The following is a 17,657-nucleotide window of genomic DNA, read 5'->3' as shown; positions in this document are numbered from 1 at the left end:
TCCGCAGCAAAAGACCGGATCCCTTAGACTGCCTGTGCCGGTTTCGCAAGGTTTCCGCACCCGGGGGAGGCTCCCGCCCGCGCCGTGTGCCTTCTGCAAAGGCCCCCTTGCGGTTGGGCGCGGCGCGGGTGTGCTGCGTCAGCGGGGCAGGGCGTACTCCACCAGCTCGGTGCGCTGCACCGGCAGGAAGTTATCGTCGGATACCATGGTGGCGCGCATCCGGCCGCTTGCATCGGTCCAGACCGACAGGCCTTCAAGGTTGTCATGAGTACCGGGGCCGGTTTGCAGCAGCACGGTTTCATTCTCCAGACCGCTGTCGGTGATGTCCCAGCGGCGCAGCCGGGAGCGGAAGCCCAGCAGGGTCAGATCGCGCTCCAGGAGGTAGAACCGCCCGTCGGGGCCGAAATCCGCATCCACCGGCAGGAACCCGCCGCGCGGCGGCAGGCTGAAGGGCCGGCTCCAGCGCCGCCCGTTCCAGCGCCAGACCGGGATCTGTCCGTGTTTGTCATAGGCCCGTTCCGGCAGCGTGTAGAGGTGCCCGCGGGCATTGATCGCCAGGGTCTCCAGTGACTTGTTGGGCGGCAGCTTGCGGAACCCCTTGGGCCGCGGAAGCACCTTGGCGCGGCTGTCCGGGCGGCGGTATCGGGCGACCCGCGCCGCACCCTCAAAGGAGATGTAGCGGCTGCCGTCCGGCGCAATGGCCAGACCCTCGCTGTCGCCGGCAAAGCCGCGCAGTGTCTTGCCGGTGGAGGCGCGCAGCCGGTGCGCGGTTCGGGCCGTAATGCCGGAGATCCGGCCGCCCTTGCGCTGAATGTCCGTCGTGACCAGTGTCGCCCGGTCGCTCAGCACCACCATGGCGCGGCCGCCATCGGTGATCTTCAGCGCCGAGAAGCCGCCGAACCAGGGCTTTTTCAACGTCCAGGTATAGCTGCCCAGATACTGTGCGGTGCTGTCCGCCGCTAGCGGCCGGCTGGCGGCATAGCCTGCTGCCGCCAGTCCGGCGGCAGCGGCAACAGCCAGGATCAGTTTGATTGCAGAACGGCGGCGCATTGCTGGGGCAGGTCCGAAAGGGTGTAGTCCCGCCGTGGTTTAGGCTTTGGCGCGTTCGGGTCAACCGGTTTCGGCGGCGGCGGGTTCAGAATGTTGTTCACCCACTGCTGCGCATCGGCGCAGCCGTCACCCTTGGGCGGGGCCGCCTGATCGACACAGCCGCGGGCGCCCCGAGGGCAGGCCAGCCGCACATGGAAGTGGTAGTGGTGGCCCCACCAGGGCCGGATCTTGCGCAGCCAGCGGCGGTCTCCCTTCTCGTCATTGCACATCTGCACCTTGGCGCCGGGAAACACGAAAATCCGCGCCACCCGCTTGTCCTGTGCCGCCGCCTTCAAGATCTCGTGATGGGCGCGGCTCCAGCTCGCGTTCACATAGGCGCCCTTGGCGCGGCGCATGGAGATCGAAGAGATGTTCTCCCGCGCGCTGGGGCTGAGGTTCAGCCGGTCGGGCGGGCGCATCCAGATGTCGATGTCCAGCCCGATCTGATGGCTGCGGTGGCCCGACAGCATCGGCCCGCCGCGCGGCTGGCTGATGTCACCGATATATAGTCCCTTCCAGCCGCGCTGCCTGGCGGCGACGCGGCTCAGGTCTTTCACAAAATCAATAGCCGCTGGATGCCCCCAGTTGCGGTTGCGGCTGAGGCGCATCGCCTGCCAGGTGGGTCCGGTCTCGGGCAGCTGCGCGGCGCCGGCCACGCAGCCCTTGGCGTAGGAGCCGAACGGCGCCGGTTTTTGCTGTGAAGCGCTGGGCTTGGCCCCAAACAGCGCCTTGGCGGGGGTCTGCGCGCTTGCCGGAACACTCAGTCCCGCAACCGCCAGACAGATGGCAAGTAACAGTCTCAACCCTGATCTCCTTCTCCTTGAACCCAGAATAACAATACCAATCCGATCAGAAACAGGCCGATGACCGGGGTGATACCCAGCCGGGCGCTGCCGGTGACAGTTGTTGCAACGCCGATCAGCATCGGCGCCAGAAACGCGGTGGCGCGCCCTGACAGGCCATAAAGGCCAAAGCTCTCAGTCGCGTCCTTGGGGCTGGTGTGGCGCACCATCAGGCTGCGGCTGGCCGCCTGCAGGATGCCGCCGAAACCGCCGATCAGCATACCGCAGCCAAAGAATACCGTGTCCGGCAGGGTAGAACCCTCCGCCAGCGCAACGCCGAATATCTGGTGCCGGGACATGGAGACGATGATCAGGCAAACGAAAGACAGGATCAGGATCGAGGTGATGATCACCGGCTTGGGTCCGAACCGCCGGTCGGCCTTGCCGCCGAGCCAGCTGAACACCGTGGCGGCGAAGGCGGCGACAATGCCGAAGATGCCGATCTGGGTGATTTCCCAGCCCAGCACCAGCTTGGCATAGACGCCACCAAAACCGTAGAGCCCGTTCAGCGCATCCCGGTACAGCATCGAGGAGCCGAGGTAGCTTGCCAGGCTCAGCCGGCTGCGCAGGCCGGAGACCAGCTTGACCACCATCTGCCAGGCCTTGCCCAGGCTGGCCTTGCGCCCTGTCGCGCCGCGGTCCTTCACCCAAAGGAAGTAAGGGATCATGAAGACGGCAAACCAGATTGCGGTGAAGGGGCCGACGGCGCGGGTGCCTTCCTTGGCCTCCGCATTCAGGCCCAGTGCCGGGCTGAGGCCAATGAGCGTTTTGCCGGTGCCCTGTTCCACAAACAGCAAGAGCATGATGAACAGTGCGATCACCCCGCCCAGATAGCCAAAGGCAAAACCGGAGCCGGAGATGTCGCCCACGTCCTCGCGGCTTGCCAGTGTCGGCAGCTGCGCATTGACAAAGATCAGGGCAAATTCGGCGCCGATGAAACCAAAGCCGAAACTGACCAGCATCCACCACAGGTTGCTGCCGCCCGGGTCCATGTACCACAGCCCCCAGGCGCCGATCAGATACATCAGCGAAAACATCATGATCCAGGGCAACCGCCTGCCGGTGATATCCGCCAGCGCCCCCAGGAACGGCGCCCCGAAGCCGATGATCAGCCCGGTTATGGTCAGGCACATCGACCACACGGTCTGCGCCTGCGCCTTGGCGCCCTCGCTGTCCAATCCCTGGCCCATGAAATACTCGGCGGCCACGGCGGCAAAGAACGGGCTGAACACAAAGGTGACGAGCAGGGTCTGATAAGGCTGGCTGGCCCAGTCAAAGAACCACCACCCCCAGATCCGCTTGCGCGTGGACACCTGCTGCATACCCGGCCTCTTATTCTTGTTGCCTTCAGGTATGGCAGGCGGGCAGGGGCCTAGGCAAGCCCGTCCTGCATTGGCGGCCAGGGCCGGCCGCCATCCGCCGCGCACCAGTCCCTGATCCAGCCAGGCAGCTCGGGCGAGGCTTCCGTGTCCTGTCCCAGCGCCTCCAGAACCTTCCCGGGCGGCACGATACCGTGCTTGTCCGTCACCGCCGTGCGCAACATCACATGGCTGGCGCAGTCGCCGTTTTTCTTCCACATGGATTGCTCGACATAGATGAACTTTTCATCCCAGCCCGCGGTGCGGCTGCGCATCTCGAACTTCTCGAAGCCGCGGATGCGGCGGCGGTAGCGGACGGAGGACCCTGCCACTGTCAGCCCCCAGCGTTTCTGCCGGAGCGCCTTGATCAGCCCCACCCGCTGCGCCAGCATAGTGCGCCCCAGGTCATACAGCGTCATGGTGCGGCCGTTGTTCAGCTCCATCCACATGTCCAGGTCCCAAGGCCAGCAGATGTGGTGCGAGACATGCATCCCAGTGATCGGCAGCGGCTCCATCCGGCTGGCCAGAACGGTATCCTTGATCAGGCGGAATATCGGGTACATCGGCGCGCGCTCCTTGATGGCATGTGCCCGTGATGCCACCCGTTTACAGGGCGTCAACCGCAACCTCGCGGAAGCCTTGCGCATTTCGCTGCGTCTGCTTACCTGTGAGGCTGTTCGAAAGAGGGAAATACCGATGGTCTCGCTGTTCCAAATCCTGATGCTGATCCTGGACGTGGTCTGGTTCTTCATCATTGCCCATGTGATCATGAGCTGGCTGATCAACTTCCAGGTCCTGAACCTTCACCAGCAGCTGGTGGGGCAGATTTGGTACGGCCTGAACCGGATCCTGGAGCCGCTTTACGCGCCGGTGCGCCGCATCCTGCCCAACATGGGCGGCATTGATCTGGCGCCGCTGGCGGTGCTGATCGGCGTCTATGCGCTGCGCATCATCCTGGTGAACAACGTCTCGGCGTTCTACTGATCTGAAAATCTCCGGCCCGGCGTTTCCTGCCGGGCTTTTTACCTGCGGGCCTTGCCGCCTCATGCCTCCTGTGGGATTGTGCCTGCCAAAGAAGAGCAGCACTGACCACGAGGCCCTCCGCCCCCATGACGGATATGACCGCCCTCAGCGGCGCGACTCCCATTCTGCGCGAGATTTTCGGCTTTGACGCCTTCCGCCCGGGGCAGGAGGAGATCGTCGACGCCGTGACCGCCGGGGAAAACGTGCTGGCGATCATGCCCACCGGCGGCGGCAAGTCGCTGTGCTTCCAGCTGCCCGCGCTGCTGCGCGACGGAATCACCGTGGTGATTTCCCCGCTGATTGCGCTGATGCGCGACCAGGTCCGCGCGTTGCAGGAGGCCGGAGTCAACGCCGGTGCGCTTACCTCCGGCAACACCGATGAAGAGACCGAACAGGTCTGGGAGGCAATCGAGGCCGGGCGGCTCAAGCTCCTCTACATGGCCCCCGAACGCCTCGCCTCCGGTGCCGCCATGGGGATGCTGCGCCGCATCGGCGTCAGCCTGATTGCGGTGGACGAGGCCCATTGCGTCAGCCAGTGGGGCCATGACTTCCGCCCCGACTACCTGCGCATCGGCGAGCTGCGCCGCGCCCTGGACGTGCCGCTGGCCGCCTTCACTGCAACAGCAGACCAGGAAACCCAGGAAGAAATCGTCCAGAAACTCTTCGACGGCGAGGCCCCCCGCAGTTTCCTGCGCGGCTTTGACCGGCCTAACATTCACCTCGCCTTCGGGGCCAAGGACAGCCCGCGCCGCCAGATCCTGGAGTTCGCCGCCGCCCGCAAGGGCCAGTCCGGCATCGTCTACTGCGGCACCCGCGCCAAAACCGAAGCGCTGTCTGCTGCGCTGCGCGAAGCAGGCCATTCCGCCTGTTTCTACCACGGCGGCATGGAGGCTGAGGACCGCCGCATCGTCGAGACCCGCTTTGCCCGCGAGGACGGTCTGATCGTGGTCGCAACGGTTGCCTTCGGCATGGGCATCGACAAGCCCGACATTCGCTGGGTCGCCCATGCCGACTTGCCGAAATCCATAGAGGCCTACTACCAGGAAATCGGCCGCGCGGGCCGCGACGGCGCGCCGGCCGAAACCCTGACCCTGTTCGGCCCCGACGACATCCGCCTGCGCCGCGCCCAGATCGACGAGGGCCTCGCCCCGCCCGAACGCCGCGCCGCCGACCATGCGCGGCTCAATGCGCTGCTGGGGCTGGCCGAGGCGTTGCACTGCCGCCGCCAGAAACTGCTGGGCTACTTCGGCGAAGAGGCAGAGCCTTGCGGCAACTGCGACCTCTGCGACACGCCCGCTGATGTGTTCGACGGCACCACAGTGGTGCGAAAGGCGCTGTCGGCGGTGCTCAGGACAGAGGAATGGTTCGGCTCCGGCCATCTGATTGACATCCTTCTGGGTGCCGACAACGAGCGGATCCGCGCCAAGCGCCATGACGAACTGTCGGTCTACGGCTGCGGCAAGGAATTTGGCAAGCGCCAGTGGCAGGCGGTGTTCCGGCAGATGATGGGCCATGACCTGCTGCGCCCGGACCCGGAACGCCACGGCGCCCTGCGGTTCACCGAAGCGGCGCTGCCGATCCTGCGCGGTGAGCAGTCCATTGAGCTGCGCCGCGACACCATCAAATCCGCAGACCGCCGCCCGGCGGTCAAGGCGCTGGTCTCCGAGGAGGACGCCCCGCTGCTCTCGGCGCTCAAGGCCAAGCGCCGCGCGCTGGCCGAGGCGCAGAAAGTGCCGGCCTATGTGATCTTCCCCGACCGCACCCTGATCGAGATGGCCGAGCTGCGCCCGGAAACCCTCGACCAGATGGCGCGCATCAATGGCGTTGGCGCCAAGAAGCTGGAACGCTACGGCGATGATTTCCTGGGCGTGATCACCGGTGCGGTTGAGCAGCTGCATCCGGCACGGCGCAAGCTGGCGGGCCGGGACTCCGGTTCCGTTTTTGACGGGCTGCTGGAAGCGCAGGCACAGCTCACCCGCGGTGCATGCGGCACGCTGAAGCCGCTCAGCTGTTCGGCGTCGCTGCTGGCCAAGGTGGCGCAGCTGCGTGCTGGCGACGAGGCCGGCATCACAAGGCTGTTAGGAGAGCGCCGCGCCGAACGTTTCGCCTCGGCATTTCTGGACGTCCTGCGCGGCGCGGGCTAGGGTCGCGCCAAGAGCGGAAGGGGGCAGATATGCTGGTAGTAACCTCTCCGGCCAAGAAGCTGGACTGGGCGGAACGGGATCAGGAGATGACCTGGCCCGCGCTGCATGACGACGCGGTGGAATTGGCGGATGTGGCGCGCGAACAATCCGTGGCAGACCTGATGAAGCTGATGCACATCAGCGAGGATCTGGCCAAGCTGAACCATGCCCGGTTCCAGGAGTTTGCCGCCGACCCGAAAACGGATGCGACCCGCCCGGCGGCGCTGGCCTTTGCCGGCGACACCTACCAGGGGCTGGAGGCATCCTCGCTGGACACGGATGAAATGGCTTGGGCGCAGGAGCATTTCCGCATTCTGTCAGGCCTTTACGGCGTGCTGCGCCCGCTGGACGCGATGCAGCCCTACCGGCTGGAGATGGGCTCGCGGCTGAAGAACCCGCGCGGCAAGAACCTCTATGAATTCTGGGGCAGGCAAATATCCGAGGCGTTGAACGCGCAGGCAGAGGCCGTTGGCGCAGAGGTGCTGGTGAACTGCGCCAGCCAGGAATATTTCGGTGCGGTGGATCTGGCGGCGCTGAAGCTGCGGGTGGTCACCCCGGTGTTCATGGAAGACAAGAACGGCACCCCCAAGGTGGTCAGCTTCTACGCCAAGCGCGCCCGCGGAGCGATGGCGCGCTATATCATCCAGCGCCGGCTGACGGATAGCGAAAGCCTCAAGGACTTCGATGCCGGCGGCTATGCCTACCAGCCGCAGATGTCGGAGCCGGACAAGCCTGTCTTCCTGCGCAAATCCTGAGTGAGAGCGGGGAGGCTCCCGCCCGCTCTGGCACATTCAAAGAATGCACCGTTCCGGTTGGGCCCGGCAGCGCGCGGAACGCGCGCAGCCGGGCCCAAGGCCGCATAAGGGCGTCTCCGGCGCAGCCGGTGCGCCCGCGGGGGCGGGAGAACCGTCGGGTGTTCCGGCGCGTCAAGACAGGATCAGATTGTGACGGCCGCAGCCTCAGCTGCTTGTGGCGGACCCAAAGCCTTGCCCACCGGGCCTTGGGACGCGGGCAGAAAGCGGCTGGCAATAGGGCCCCGGGGCCTGCTTAGGGTGCGCCGCCCGCGGCAGCCTGGGCAGGCGGACCATCAGCCTCCACCGGTTGAACGCCTGCAGGCGCATGACTGCGGATCTGGTCGTGGATCAGCGCCTTGCGCAGCGGTTTGGTCAGGTAATGGTCCAGCCCGGCGGCCAGAATACCCTCGGAATCGCCCGCCATTGCATGTGCTGTCAGCGCCACCATCGGCACATGGGTGCCAGTCCCGGCTTCCAGCCTGCGGATTTCCATCGTGGCTTCCTTGCCGTCCATCACCGGCATCGAGATGTCCATGAAGATCAGGTCAGGGCGGAAGGTCTTGAACGCCTCCACCGCCTCCAGCCCGTTGCCGGCGAACTGCAGCTCGATGTTCAGCTCCTTCACGATCTTGCGGAACACCAGCTGGTTGGTCTTGTTGTCCTCCGCCGCCAGCACCCGCATCTTGCGCACGACAGGGGCTGCAGGCGGGGCAGCGGCAGCAGGGACAGCAGGTTGTACAGGCACCGCCGCAGCAGGTGCAGGAGGCACGGGTGAGGGAGCCGGCACCGCAGCCGGTGCCGCAGGAGCAGCAGCGGGGGCTATTGAAGCAGGCGCCGCTGGAGCAGGCGCCGCTGGAGCAGGCGCGGCGGGAACCGGGGCCGGAGCCGCGGCGTCACTGCCGATCCGGGCCAGCTGGCTGAACAGATCGCTGCGCGGTGCGGGGCTTTGCAGCACGCCGCTGACCAGCTGCCGCACATCAGGCCCGATGGCAGCATGCGGGCTGGAGTTCAGAAGCAGCACCGGCACCCGGTCCCAGCCGTAAGCCCTGAGGTCGCGGGCCAGCTGCAAGCCGTCCAAACCAGGCAGGTTATGGCCGCTCAGCACCAGGCTGATGCCGCCCTGCATCGCCGCCAGCGCCTCGGCGGCAGTGCCGGCCGTTGTCACCTGCAGCCCCAGCATCTGCAGGTGCTTCTGCAGGATCTCGCAGTTCAGCGGCACATCATCCACCAGCAGCACATGGCGCAGGCTGCCGGGCAGTTTCGGCAGCGCCTGCTCAGCCGGGCCTGTCACCGGCAGCGGCACCCGGAAGCCAAAGCAGGATCCCTTGCCCTCTTCGCTGTCGACCCAGATCTCGCCGCCCATCATCTCGATCAGGCGTTTGGAGATCGCCAGCCCCAGGCCGGTGCCCTCGAACTTGCGGTTGCGCTCGTCCTCGACCTGGTTGAATTCGCCGAACACATGCTCGATTTTGTCGGCAGGGATGCCGATGCCGGTATCCTCGATAGTGACATGCACCGCGCATTGGCCGTCTTCGGGGGAGGTGATGCCGGTCACCCGCAGAGTGACATGGCCCGTCTTGGTGAATTTCACCGCATTGCCGGCCAGGTTCGTCAGCACCTGCCGGATGCGGCCCGGGTCGCCGGTGAAGCGGGTGGGCAGGAACAGGTCGTAATCCACCAGCAGCGCCAGCCCCTTGTCGCGGGCGGTGGGCTGCAGCAGCATCACCACCTCATGCAGGCTGCGCTCCAGGTCGAACTCCTGCGGGTGCAACTCCAGCTTGTCGGCCTCGATCTTGGAGTAATCCAGAACGTCATTGATAATGACCAGCAGCGCCTCGCCCGAATTCTTGATGGTCTTGGCATAAAGCCGCTGCTCATCGTCCAGTTCGGTGTCGTTCAGAAGTTCTGCCATGCCGACCACGCCGTTCATCGGGGTGCGGATCTCGTGGCTCATATTGGCGAGGAAGGCGGATTTGGCGCGGTTTGCCGCCTCGGCCCGGGCGCGGGCATCCTGCAGTTCCTGCTCATAACGCACGGTTGAGGTGATATCGAGCGCCAGCGTCACCACATCACCGCCATGGCCGCGCTGGTCAATCAGCCGCAAGTAACGCTCATCCCAGAGCTGGACCACAACCGGTTCCGGGGAATCGGACTTCCAGCGCTCTGTCATCATCGCATGCCAGTCGCCGGCCTTCATGCTGCCGGTGCTGATCAGCCCCTCTTCGATCAGCAGCTCCAGGATCCGCGCGTAGGTGATGCCCGGCGTGACCTCTTCCAGCCCGTCAAAGATGTTGAGGTAAGCCGTGTTGGCGCCGATCAGATGGCCCGCCGCGTCAAAGAAGGCAAACCCGTCCTGAAACGCCTGGATCGAATGCCACAGCCGCCGTTCGGCGGTCTCGATCTTCTCGTTGGCGGTATGGAGGTCGGATTTCACCTTGGCGTTTTCGTCACGCACGGTGGCGACCTCGGCCTGGGTCTGGCCGATCTGCTTGGTCAGCGCCAGCGCGTGGCGGCCCAGTTTGCGGTTGGCAGCGGACAGCTCGGCTTGCTTCAGCTCAAGCAGCCGTTCGGCGGCGAGCCTTGCCCGCCGTTCCTCCGCCAGTTTGTCAGCAAGGCTCATCCCTGCAAACTCCGCAATCCATCAGCACAAAATAGCGCCCAGCAATTTCTGCGCGCAGGGCAGCGGCGCTGCTCTCCCTTTTTGTTACGCGGAGGAATCTTGCTATGACGTTAAGCCCGTGCCAGCCTGCCCCCAGTATTGGAGGGTGCCATGCCGCGTCTGTTTGCTTCTGCTTTTCTCTATTTCATTGCTTTTGTTGTGTTTCTGCCGGCTGCCCAGGCGCAGCAGGCGGTTCCCGAGTTTCGTTACCAGGCTTACGCGGATACCGATTTCTTCGGATCCGACCTGCAGCCGCTGTTTGACACCGATGCCGCGTCCTGCGCCCGGGCTTGCTCAGCGCAGGCGGACTGCGCTGGATTCGTGTTCAATCAACGGGCAAACGCCTGTTTCCCCAAATCCGCGCTGGGACAATCCAGCCCTTATGCGGGGGCCCTGTCAGCGGTGAAACAGCCCGCCGCGCCCGGGCTGGCCGCCTCCGCAGCATCGCGCGTCGCGCGGCTGGATTTCCTGTCGGATCAGGAACTGCAGCGCGCCGCCGGATTAGCCCGCACTATGGGACTGGACTACCCGCTGGAAACCAATAACGCGGATGAGGCCCGCACCGCTGCCCGCACCCTGCTTCGGGATGGCGAGTCGCTGGCTGCGCTGCGCTGGATGGCGCAGGCCGCGGTGCTGAGCGATGAGGCTGCGGATTGGACCCAATTTTCAGGATATTTGCTGCGTGCCGCCAAGGACAGCAACAGCCGCAGCCAGCAGCGCCGTTACCGTGTGCAGGCTTATTCCGCGGCGCTGAACGGCTACCTGCGGACAGAGGCACCCGAGGCGCAGGCCCAGGCGCTGCGCCAGGCAGCTGAGTCGGTGGAATCACTGGGCCGCGGGCGGGATATGCTGCCGCTCCTGCATCTGGCGGAGGAGATCATTCCTCTCAAGGCCAACGCCGAGCTGCTGAACCATGCAATCCGGAAATACGGCTTCCGAGTCACCTCCAGCACCGTCGAAAGCGACAGCGCCGCACCGCGCATCTGTGCCGAGTTTTCCGAAGATCTGGAACAGGCTGGCACCGACTACGAAAACTATGTCCGTCTACCTGAGGGCAATCTTGCCGTTACCGCTCAGGGCCGCCAGCTGTGTGTGGACGGGGTGGAGCACGGCAAGCGCTACCGCATCACCCTGCGCCGCGGCTTGCCCGCCGCCAGCGGCGAGCAGCTTCTGAAGGACGTGGAGCTGACCCACTATGTCCGCGACCGCTCCCCGCAGGTCCGCTTCCCGGGCCGCGCCTATGTGCTGCCCGCAGGCGGTCAGGCGGCGCTGCCGGTGGAAACTGTGAATGTCACGGACCTCGACCTGCGCATGCGCCGGGTCAGCAGCCGCAACGTGCTGCGCACCCTGCAGGAGGGCTATTTCGCCAAGCCGCTCTCCCAGTGGGAGGATGAGCATTTTGCCTCGGATATTGCCGAGGAAATCTGGACCGGCAGTGCCAGCGTTGACACCGCCATCAATCAGGTGATGACCAGCCGCCTGCCACTGGAAGATGCGCTGACTGGGCAGAAGAAGCCGGGGCTTTACGCGCTCACCGCCCGGGTGCCGGGCGCTGATCCTTATGACGATGCAGGCGCCACCCAGTGGTTTGTGCTGACCGGCCTCGGCCTCAGCACCATGTCCGGTAGCGACGGGCTGCATGTGCAGGTGCAGGGGCTGCGCGATGCCAAACCGCAGGCGGATGCCGAGGTCAGCCTGATCTCCGCCGCCAATGAGGTTCTGGCGACCGCCAGCAGCGACGCCAGCGGATATGTGCATTTTGCCCCAGGCCTCACCCGCGGCACCAGCGGCGCGGCACCGGCGCTGATCACCGCGCGGGCAGGGGAGGGGGATTTCACCTTCCTGCCCCTCAATGATGCCGCCTTTGACCTCTCCGACCGCGGCGTTTCGGGCCGTCCCGCCCCGGGGCCGGTGGATGTGTTCCTGGCGACCACCCGCGGCGCCTTCCGCGCCGGGGAAACCGTGCATGCGACCGCGCTGGCCCGCGACAGCAATGCGCAGGCCATCGACGGCTTGCCGCTCACCGCAATCCTTTTGCGCCCGGACGGCGTGGAATACACCCGCCAGACCTCCGCCGCAGGCCATCAGGGCGGCCATGTCTTTGCCCTTGCCACCGGCCCCGCCGCCCCGCGCGGCACCTGGCGGATCGAGATCAAGAGCGACCTCAAGGCCCCGGCGCTGGCCAGCCGCCAGATCCTGGTTGAGGATTTTCTGCCTGAGCGCATCGACTTTACCCAGAAGGTCGCCAATGCAGATGCCCTCCAGCCGGGCGGTGCAGCCCAGATTGATCTGCAAGCCGACTACCTGTTCGGCGCGCCGGGCGCGGGCCTGAAGGTGGAGGGCAGCCTCCGCCTCACCGCCGCAAACACACTGGATCAATGGCCCGGCTTCCGCTTTGGCCGCTATGATGAGGCGTCTTCTGCCCAAACCGAATATTTCGGCGGCCAGGAGACCGGAGCCGACGGCAGTGCGACTTTTCCGGCCAGCCTCCCCGCCGCGACCCCCGCAGAGGGCAAGCCTCTGCTGGCAACCCTCACCACCCGCGTTGCCGATGGTGCCGCGCGCCCCGTGGAGCGCACGCTGGAGTTGCCGGTCCGCCCCGCTGGTCCGGTCCTTGGCATCAAACCCATGTTTGACGAGGTCGCGGCAGAAGGCTCTGAGGCAGGCTTCGAACTCATCGCCCTGGCCCCGGACCTGACCCCGATGCCGATGCGCGTGAAATGGACCCTGAACCGGGTCGAAACCCGCTATCAATGGTATCAGCTCTACGGCAACTGGAACTGGGAGCCGATCACCCGCCGCACCCGTATCGCCACCGGCGAGGCGCAGCTGGGCAGCGATCCGCTTGCGCTCTCCCAGCCCGTTGACTGGGGCCGCTATGAGCTGGTGGTGGAGCGTCTTGACGGCGCCTATGCCTCCGCCGCCTATGACTTCTATGCCGGCTGGTACGCGCCCGAGGGCAGCACCGAGACCCCCGCCCGGCTGGAGCTGTCGCTGGATAGCGAAAGCTATGCCCCCGGCGACACCGCCCGCCTGCGCATCGTGCCGCAGGCCGCGGGCACGGCGCTGATTTCGGTGGTCTCCAACCACCTGGTCCACCGCATCGCGGTGGAGGTCCCGGCAGGCGAAACCATGATCCCGCTGGAGGTCACGCAGGATTGGGGCAGCGGCGCCTATGTGACCGCCACCGTGATCCAGCCCGTGGCTGGCGACCGTGGCCGCACCCCGCTGCGCGCGCTGGGCCTGGCCCATGCCAGCGTCACCCAGCCCGGCCAGCAGCTGCAGGTCGCGATTGACGTCCCCGACGTTGTCCGCCCGCGCGGCACCCAAGTGGCAAAACTCCGCGTGGACGGCGCGGCTGAGGGCGAGGAGGTCTGGCTGACGGTAGCCGCCGTCGACCTCGGCATCCTCAACCTCACCGGCTTCACCAGCCCCGATCCCAGCGCGCATTACTACGGCCAGCGCCGCCTGGGGATGGAGCTGCGCGACGTCTACGGCCGCCTCATTGACCCCGGCAACGGTGCGATGGGACGGATCCGCTCCGGCGGTGATGCGGACAGCGGCATGAAAATGCAATCGCCGCCGCCAACGCAGGACCTTGTGGCGCTGTTCTCCGGCCCGCTGAAAGTGGACGCCAATGGCGAGGCCGTATTCCCCCTGACGCTCCCCGCCTTCAACGGCACCGTGCGGCTGATGGCGGTCGCCTGGTCGGGCAAGGCTGTGGGACAGGCGGAGGCCGACATGCTGGTGCGCGACCCGGTGGTAGTCACTGCCTCGCTGCCTCGCTTCCTGGCGCCGGGCGATCAAAGCCGCGCCCGCATTGAAATCGTCCACGCAGACGGCCCCGCCGGAGACATGCAGCTGACGGCAGCCACCGCCGGCGGCCTGACGCTCGGCAGCCTGCCAACCTCCGTCACTCTGGCAGATCAGGGCAAGGCAGTGCTGGAACTCCCCGTCACCGCTGAAACCGTGGGCGACCACGCGCTGACCCTCACCCTCACCACGCCGGACGGGCAGGAGCTGCGGCAAGACCTGCGGATGCCCGTCCGTGCCAATGATCCGGTGACCTCGGAAACCCGCCGTTTCACCCTCGCAGCCGGTGACACCTTCCTGTTCAGCAAGGACGTCTTCACAGGCCTCCGCCCCGGCACCGCCCGGGCCACCATCTCCTCCGGCCCGCTCGCCAAGTTCGACGTGCCGGGCCTCTTGGCGGAGCTGGACCAGTACTCCTACGGCTGCACCGAGCAGGTCACGTCCAAGGCGCTGCCGCTCCTCTACCTCAGCTCCGTCGCGCAGGCGGCGGGACTGGGTGACGGCCCCGCGGTGGATGCCCGCATCAATGCCGCCATCCGCCAGGTGCTGACCCGCCAGGCCCCCTCCGGCGCCTTCGGCCTCTGGCGTGCGGACAGCGGCGAGTTCTGGCTGGATGCCTATGCCAGCGACTTCCTCAGCCGCGCCCGTGCGCAAGGCTATGAGGTGCCGCAACAGGCCTTTGCCCAGGCCATGGACAACCTGCGCAACCGCATCAACTATGCTGCCGATTTCGACATCGGCGGCGAGGAGATCGCCTATGCCCTCCTGGTGCTGGCGCGGGAGGGCGCGGCCCAGATGGGCGACCTGCGCTACTATGCCGATGTGAAGGGGGAGGGTTTCGCCACCCCCCTCGCCGCTGCCCAATTAGGAGCAGCCCTTGCGGCCTATGGCGACCAGCGCCGCGCTGACCGGATGTTCGCCCGCGCAGCGCAGATGATCGGTGCCGAGAGCCAGGGTGAAGCCCGCCTCTGGCGCGCCGATTTCGGCACCCGCCTGCGCGACACCGCGGGCGTTCTGGCTCTGGCGGCGGAAGCCGGATCAAAGGCCGTGGACCGCGCCGGCCTGTCCGCGCGGCTTTCAAACGCCAGCGGCTATCGCTCCACCCAAGAATCCGCGTGGACCCTGATGGCCGCCCGTGCGCTGGCGCAGAATCCCGAGGACTCAGGTCTGCTCGTGAACGGCCAGCCGGTCCAGGGCCCGTTTGTGCAGGCGGCTGACGGTCAGGACGTGCCGGAACTGGCACTGACCGCCGCCAGCGGCAAAACAGCTGAAATAACCCTCACCACCCTTGGCGTGCCAGAGGTTCCGCCGGCCGCGGGCGGCTTCGGCTACACCATCGAGCGCAGCTACTTCACGCTGGAGGGGCAGCCGTTGGAGGTGCAGTCCGTGCAAGCAGGCGCCCGCTTTGTCGCCGTCCTGCGGGTGACGCCGCATGAGAAAACCGGCGCCCGGCTGATGATCAACGACCCGCTGCCTGCGGGATTTGAGATCGACAACCCCAACCTCCTGCGCTCCGGCGATCTGCGCGATCTCGACTGGCTGAACCCGGCTGAGGCGGAACACGCCGAGTTCCGCAGCGACCGCTTCCTGGCGGCGGTGAATGTGCGCGACGCTTCGGCGGTGACGCTGGCCTATGTGGTTCGTGCAGTGACATCCGGCGTGTTCCACCATCCGGCGGCCTCGGTCGAGGACATGTACCGCCCGGCCTACCGCGCCCGTACGGCGGCAGGGCGTGTGGAAGTCAGGTGATACGTTGGCACAAAAAAACTGAGGGCATCGCCCGTCCGCGGGGGGGCGAGTATCGCCCGCCCGGGGGGGCGGACGGGCGATGCCCGACCTATCGGCCAGGCAAGTGGCAAAAATGGAGCGCCTTGGTCCTAGCAGTCCTGATTGCAGTGACGTTCGCCGCCTATCGCGCCTTCGACACTTGGATCGACCGCACAAACCTGCCGCTCACCCTCACCGAAACCTCCACCGAAGTCCGCGACCGCCAAGACAAACTCTTGCGCGCCTACCCGGTTGGCACCGGCCTCTGGCGCCTCGCTGTCCAGCCGCAGGACGTCGATCCGCGCTTTCTGGACATGCTCCTGCGCTACGAGGACAAACGCTTCCGGTCCCATGCCGGCGTTGATCCCATCGCCCTCCTGCGCGCCGCAGGCCAGGTGCTGTGGAACGGGCGCACTGTCTCCGGCGGCTCCACCCTCACCATGCAGGTCGCGCGCCTTTTGGAGGACGGGACCACCGGCCGCTGGGCTGGCAAACTGCGCCAGATGCGGGTGGCGCTGGCGCTGGAACGCCGCCTGAGCAAGGACGAAATCCTCACCCTATATCTGACCCACGCCCCCTATGGCGGCGCGGCAGAGGGCATCCGCGCGGCAACCTACAGCTGGTTCGGCAAGGAACCAAAGCGGCTGACGCCCGCCGAGGCCGCGCTGCTGGTCGCCCTGCCGCAGAGTCCCGAACGCCGCCGCCCCGACCGTTTCCCCCAGGCTGCCAGCGATGCCCGTGACCGGGTGCTGAAGCGCATGGAAGCCCAAGGCATCCTCAGTGCAGAACAGGCCGCTGCCGGCCGCCAGACCGTACTGCCTTACAAGATGGCCGCCTTCCCGCGCCTCGCGCCGCATCTGTCGGACCGGGTCGCGGCGCAGCATCCCGGCAAACGCCAGCTGCGCCTCACACTCGACGGCGCAGTGCAATCCCGGATGGAAACCCTGCTGGGTGAAGCCGTGCGCAGCTCAGACCCGCGCCTCTCCGCCGCGCTCATCGCCGCTGACCACCAGACCGGAGAAGTTTTGGCGATGGTCGGCTCACCTGGTTACTCGGATACAAGTCGGCGCGGCTTTGTCGACATGACCCAGGCGATCCGCTCTCCCGGCTCCACACTGAAACCGCTGATTTACGGCCTCGCCTTTGACCAGGGGCTGGCGCATCCGGAAACCCTGATCCATGACGGCCCGGTCAATTTCGCAGGCTACGCGCCGCAGAACTTCGACGGCGAATTCCGCGGCGACATAACCGTGCGCGAAGCGCTGCATCTGTCCCTCAACATCCCCGTGGTGAAACTGACGCAGGAACTTGGCCCGGCGCGGGTGATGGCCTCGCTGCGGGCCGTCGGTGCCAAGCCTGAGCTGCCCGGCGGCGCGCCGGGGCTGGCGCTGTCGCTTGGCGGCCTGGGTATCAGCCTGCAGGACATGGTGCAGCTTTACGCCGGGCTGGCGGCAGGCGGGCAGGGGCCGCGCCTGCGTGTGATGCAGGGCGAGGCGCCGCAGCCCGCAGGCCGCCTCGCCTCGCCCGAGGCCGCCTGGCAGGTGGCAGACATCCTGCGCGGCCTGCCGGTGCCCGCAGGCGCGCGGGCCGGCACCATCGCCTATAAAACCGGCACGTCCTACGGCCACCGCGATGCCTGGGCAATCGGCTGGGACGGGCGCCATGTGATCGGCGTCTGGATGGGCCGCGCTGATGGCACGCCGGTGCCCGGCATCTTCGGCGGTGACCTGGCCGCGCCGGTGCTGTTTGAAGCCTTCGGGCGTCTGAAACCCGCGCTGGACCCGCTGCTGCCGCCGCCTCCCGCCACGCTGATCGTCAGCTCCGCTGAATTGCCGCGGCCCTTGCAGCGCTTCCGCCCCCGCGATGCCGCCTTCTCTGAACCGGCAGACGCGCCCGAACTGATCTTCCCGCCCGAAGGCGCAAGGCTTGAGCTTGCGGGTGCTGACCTCACCCTCAAACTCCGCGGCGGCACTGCGCCCTTTCTGGTGCTGGCCAACGGTCTGCCGGTGCTCTCCGGCCAGCGCCGCCGCGAGTTCTCCCTGCCCAGCCCCGGCCCCGGCTTCTCCTCGCTGGTGATTGTCGATGGTACGGGCCGCTCCGACCGGGTTAACCTGCGGATCGATTAATCC

Annotated in this window: 10 protein-coding genes; 5 read left to right on the top strand and 5 right to left on the bottom strand. The window is 66.6% G+C overall.

The window, feature by feature from the left end:
* Positions 1–138: 138 nt before the first annotated feature.
* The 4 genes from GC1_RS12540 to GC1_RS12525 are packed head-to-tail and all read right to left on the bottom strand — an operon-like array spanning position 139 to position 3,852.
* The gene (locus GC1_RS12540) at positions 139–1,050 is read right to left on the bottom strand and encodes an esterase-like activity of phytase family protein (protein ID WP_019295031.1); all 912 of its coding nucleotides are present in this window, start codon (positions 1,048–1,050) and stop codon (positions 139–141) included.
* Entirely contained in the window at positions 1,023–1,892 is an 870-nt protein-coding gene (gene mepA, locus GC1_RS12535; protein ID WP_019295030.1) for a penicillin-insensitive murein endopeptidase, read from the bottom strand. Before mepA ends, GC1_RS12540 begins: the two co-directional genes overlap by 28 nt.
* Positions 1,889–3,358: an MFS transporter gene (locus GC1_RS12530; RefSeq protein ID WP_337589020.1), complete on the bottom strand. Its 1,470-nt coding sequence runs from the start codon at positions 3,356–3,358 to the stop codon at positions 1,889–1,891. Before GC1_RS12530 ends, mepA begins: the two co-directional genes overlap by 4 nt.
* The gene (locus GC1_RS12525) at positions 3,304–3,852 is read right to left on the bottom strand and encodes an acyl-CoA thioesterase (RefSeq protein ID WP_019295028.1); all 549 of its coding nucleotides are present in this window, start codon (positions 3,850–3,852) and stop codon (positions 3,304–3,306) included. The genes GC1_RS12530 and GC1_RS12525 overlap by 55 nt, the downstream gene beginning before the upstream one ends.
* Before the next feature lie 133 nt (positions 3,853–3,985).
* Here GC1_RS12525 and GC1_RS12520 point away from each other — a divergent pair, with 133 nt between their 5' ends.
* The 3 genes from GC1_RS12520 (at position 3,986) to yaaA (ending at position 7,250) form a co-directional block, all read left to right on the top strand.
* The gene (locus GC1_RS12520) at positions 3,986–4,273 is read left to right on the top strand and encodes a YggT family protein (protein WP_019295027.1); all 288 of its coding nucleotides are present in this window, start codon (positions 3,986–3,988) and stop codon (positions 4,271–4,273) included.
* 125 nt (positions 4,274–4,398) lie between these two features.
* Positions 4,399–6,456, top strand: coding sequence for a DNA helicase RecQ (gene recQ, locus GC1_RS12515; protein ID WP_019295026.1), 2,058 nt, complete (start codon positions 4,399–4,401; stop codon positions 6,454–6,456).
* 29 nt (positions 6,457–6,485) lie between these two features.
* On the top strand, positions 6,486–7,250 hold the full coding sequence (gene yaaA / locus GC1_RS12510) for a peroxide stress protein YaaA (RefSeq protein ID WP_019295025.1): 765 nt from the start codon (positions 6,486–6,488) through the stop codon (positions 7,248–7,250).
* Between the two features lie 292 nt (positions 7,251–7,542).
* Here the strand turns inward: yaaA and GC1_RS12505 are convergent, their stop codons facing one another.
* Entirely contained in the window at positions 7,543–9,909 is a 2,367-nt protein-coding gene (locus GC1_RS12505) for a response regulator (RefSeq protein ID WP_019295024.1), read from the bottom strand.
* 150 nt (positions 9,910–10,059) lie between these two features.
* Between GC1_RS12505 and GC1_RS12500 the strand changes: the two genes are divergently transcribed.
* Both GC1_RS12500 and pbpC read left to right on the top strand, forming a co-directional pair.
* Entirely contained in the window at positions 10,060–15,510 is a 5,451-nt protein-coding gene (locus tag GC1_RS12500; RefSeq protein ID WP_019295023.1) for an MG2 domain-containing protein, read from the top strand.
* A 122-nt stretch (positions 15,511–15,632) separates the two neighbouring features.
* Complete coding sequence (gene pbpC, locus GC1_RS12495) at positions 15,633–17,654, top strand: penicillin-binding protein 1C (RefSeq protein ID WP_019295022.1); 2,022 nt, start codon at positions 15,633–15,635, stop codon at positions 17,652–17,654.
* The last annotated feature ends 3 nt before the right edge of the window (positions 17,655–17,657 follow it).

This window comes from Leisingera sp. ANG1, from assembly GCF_000203975.2.
Classification (GTDB): domain Bacteria; phylum Pseudomonadota; class Alphaproteobacteria; order Rhodobacterales; family Rhodobacteraceae; genus Leisingera.
The sequence above is the reverse complement of the archived record's forward strand: the minus strand, read 5'-3'. Positions and strand labels throughout refer to the sequence as shown.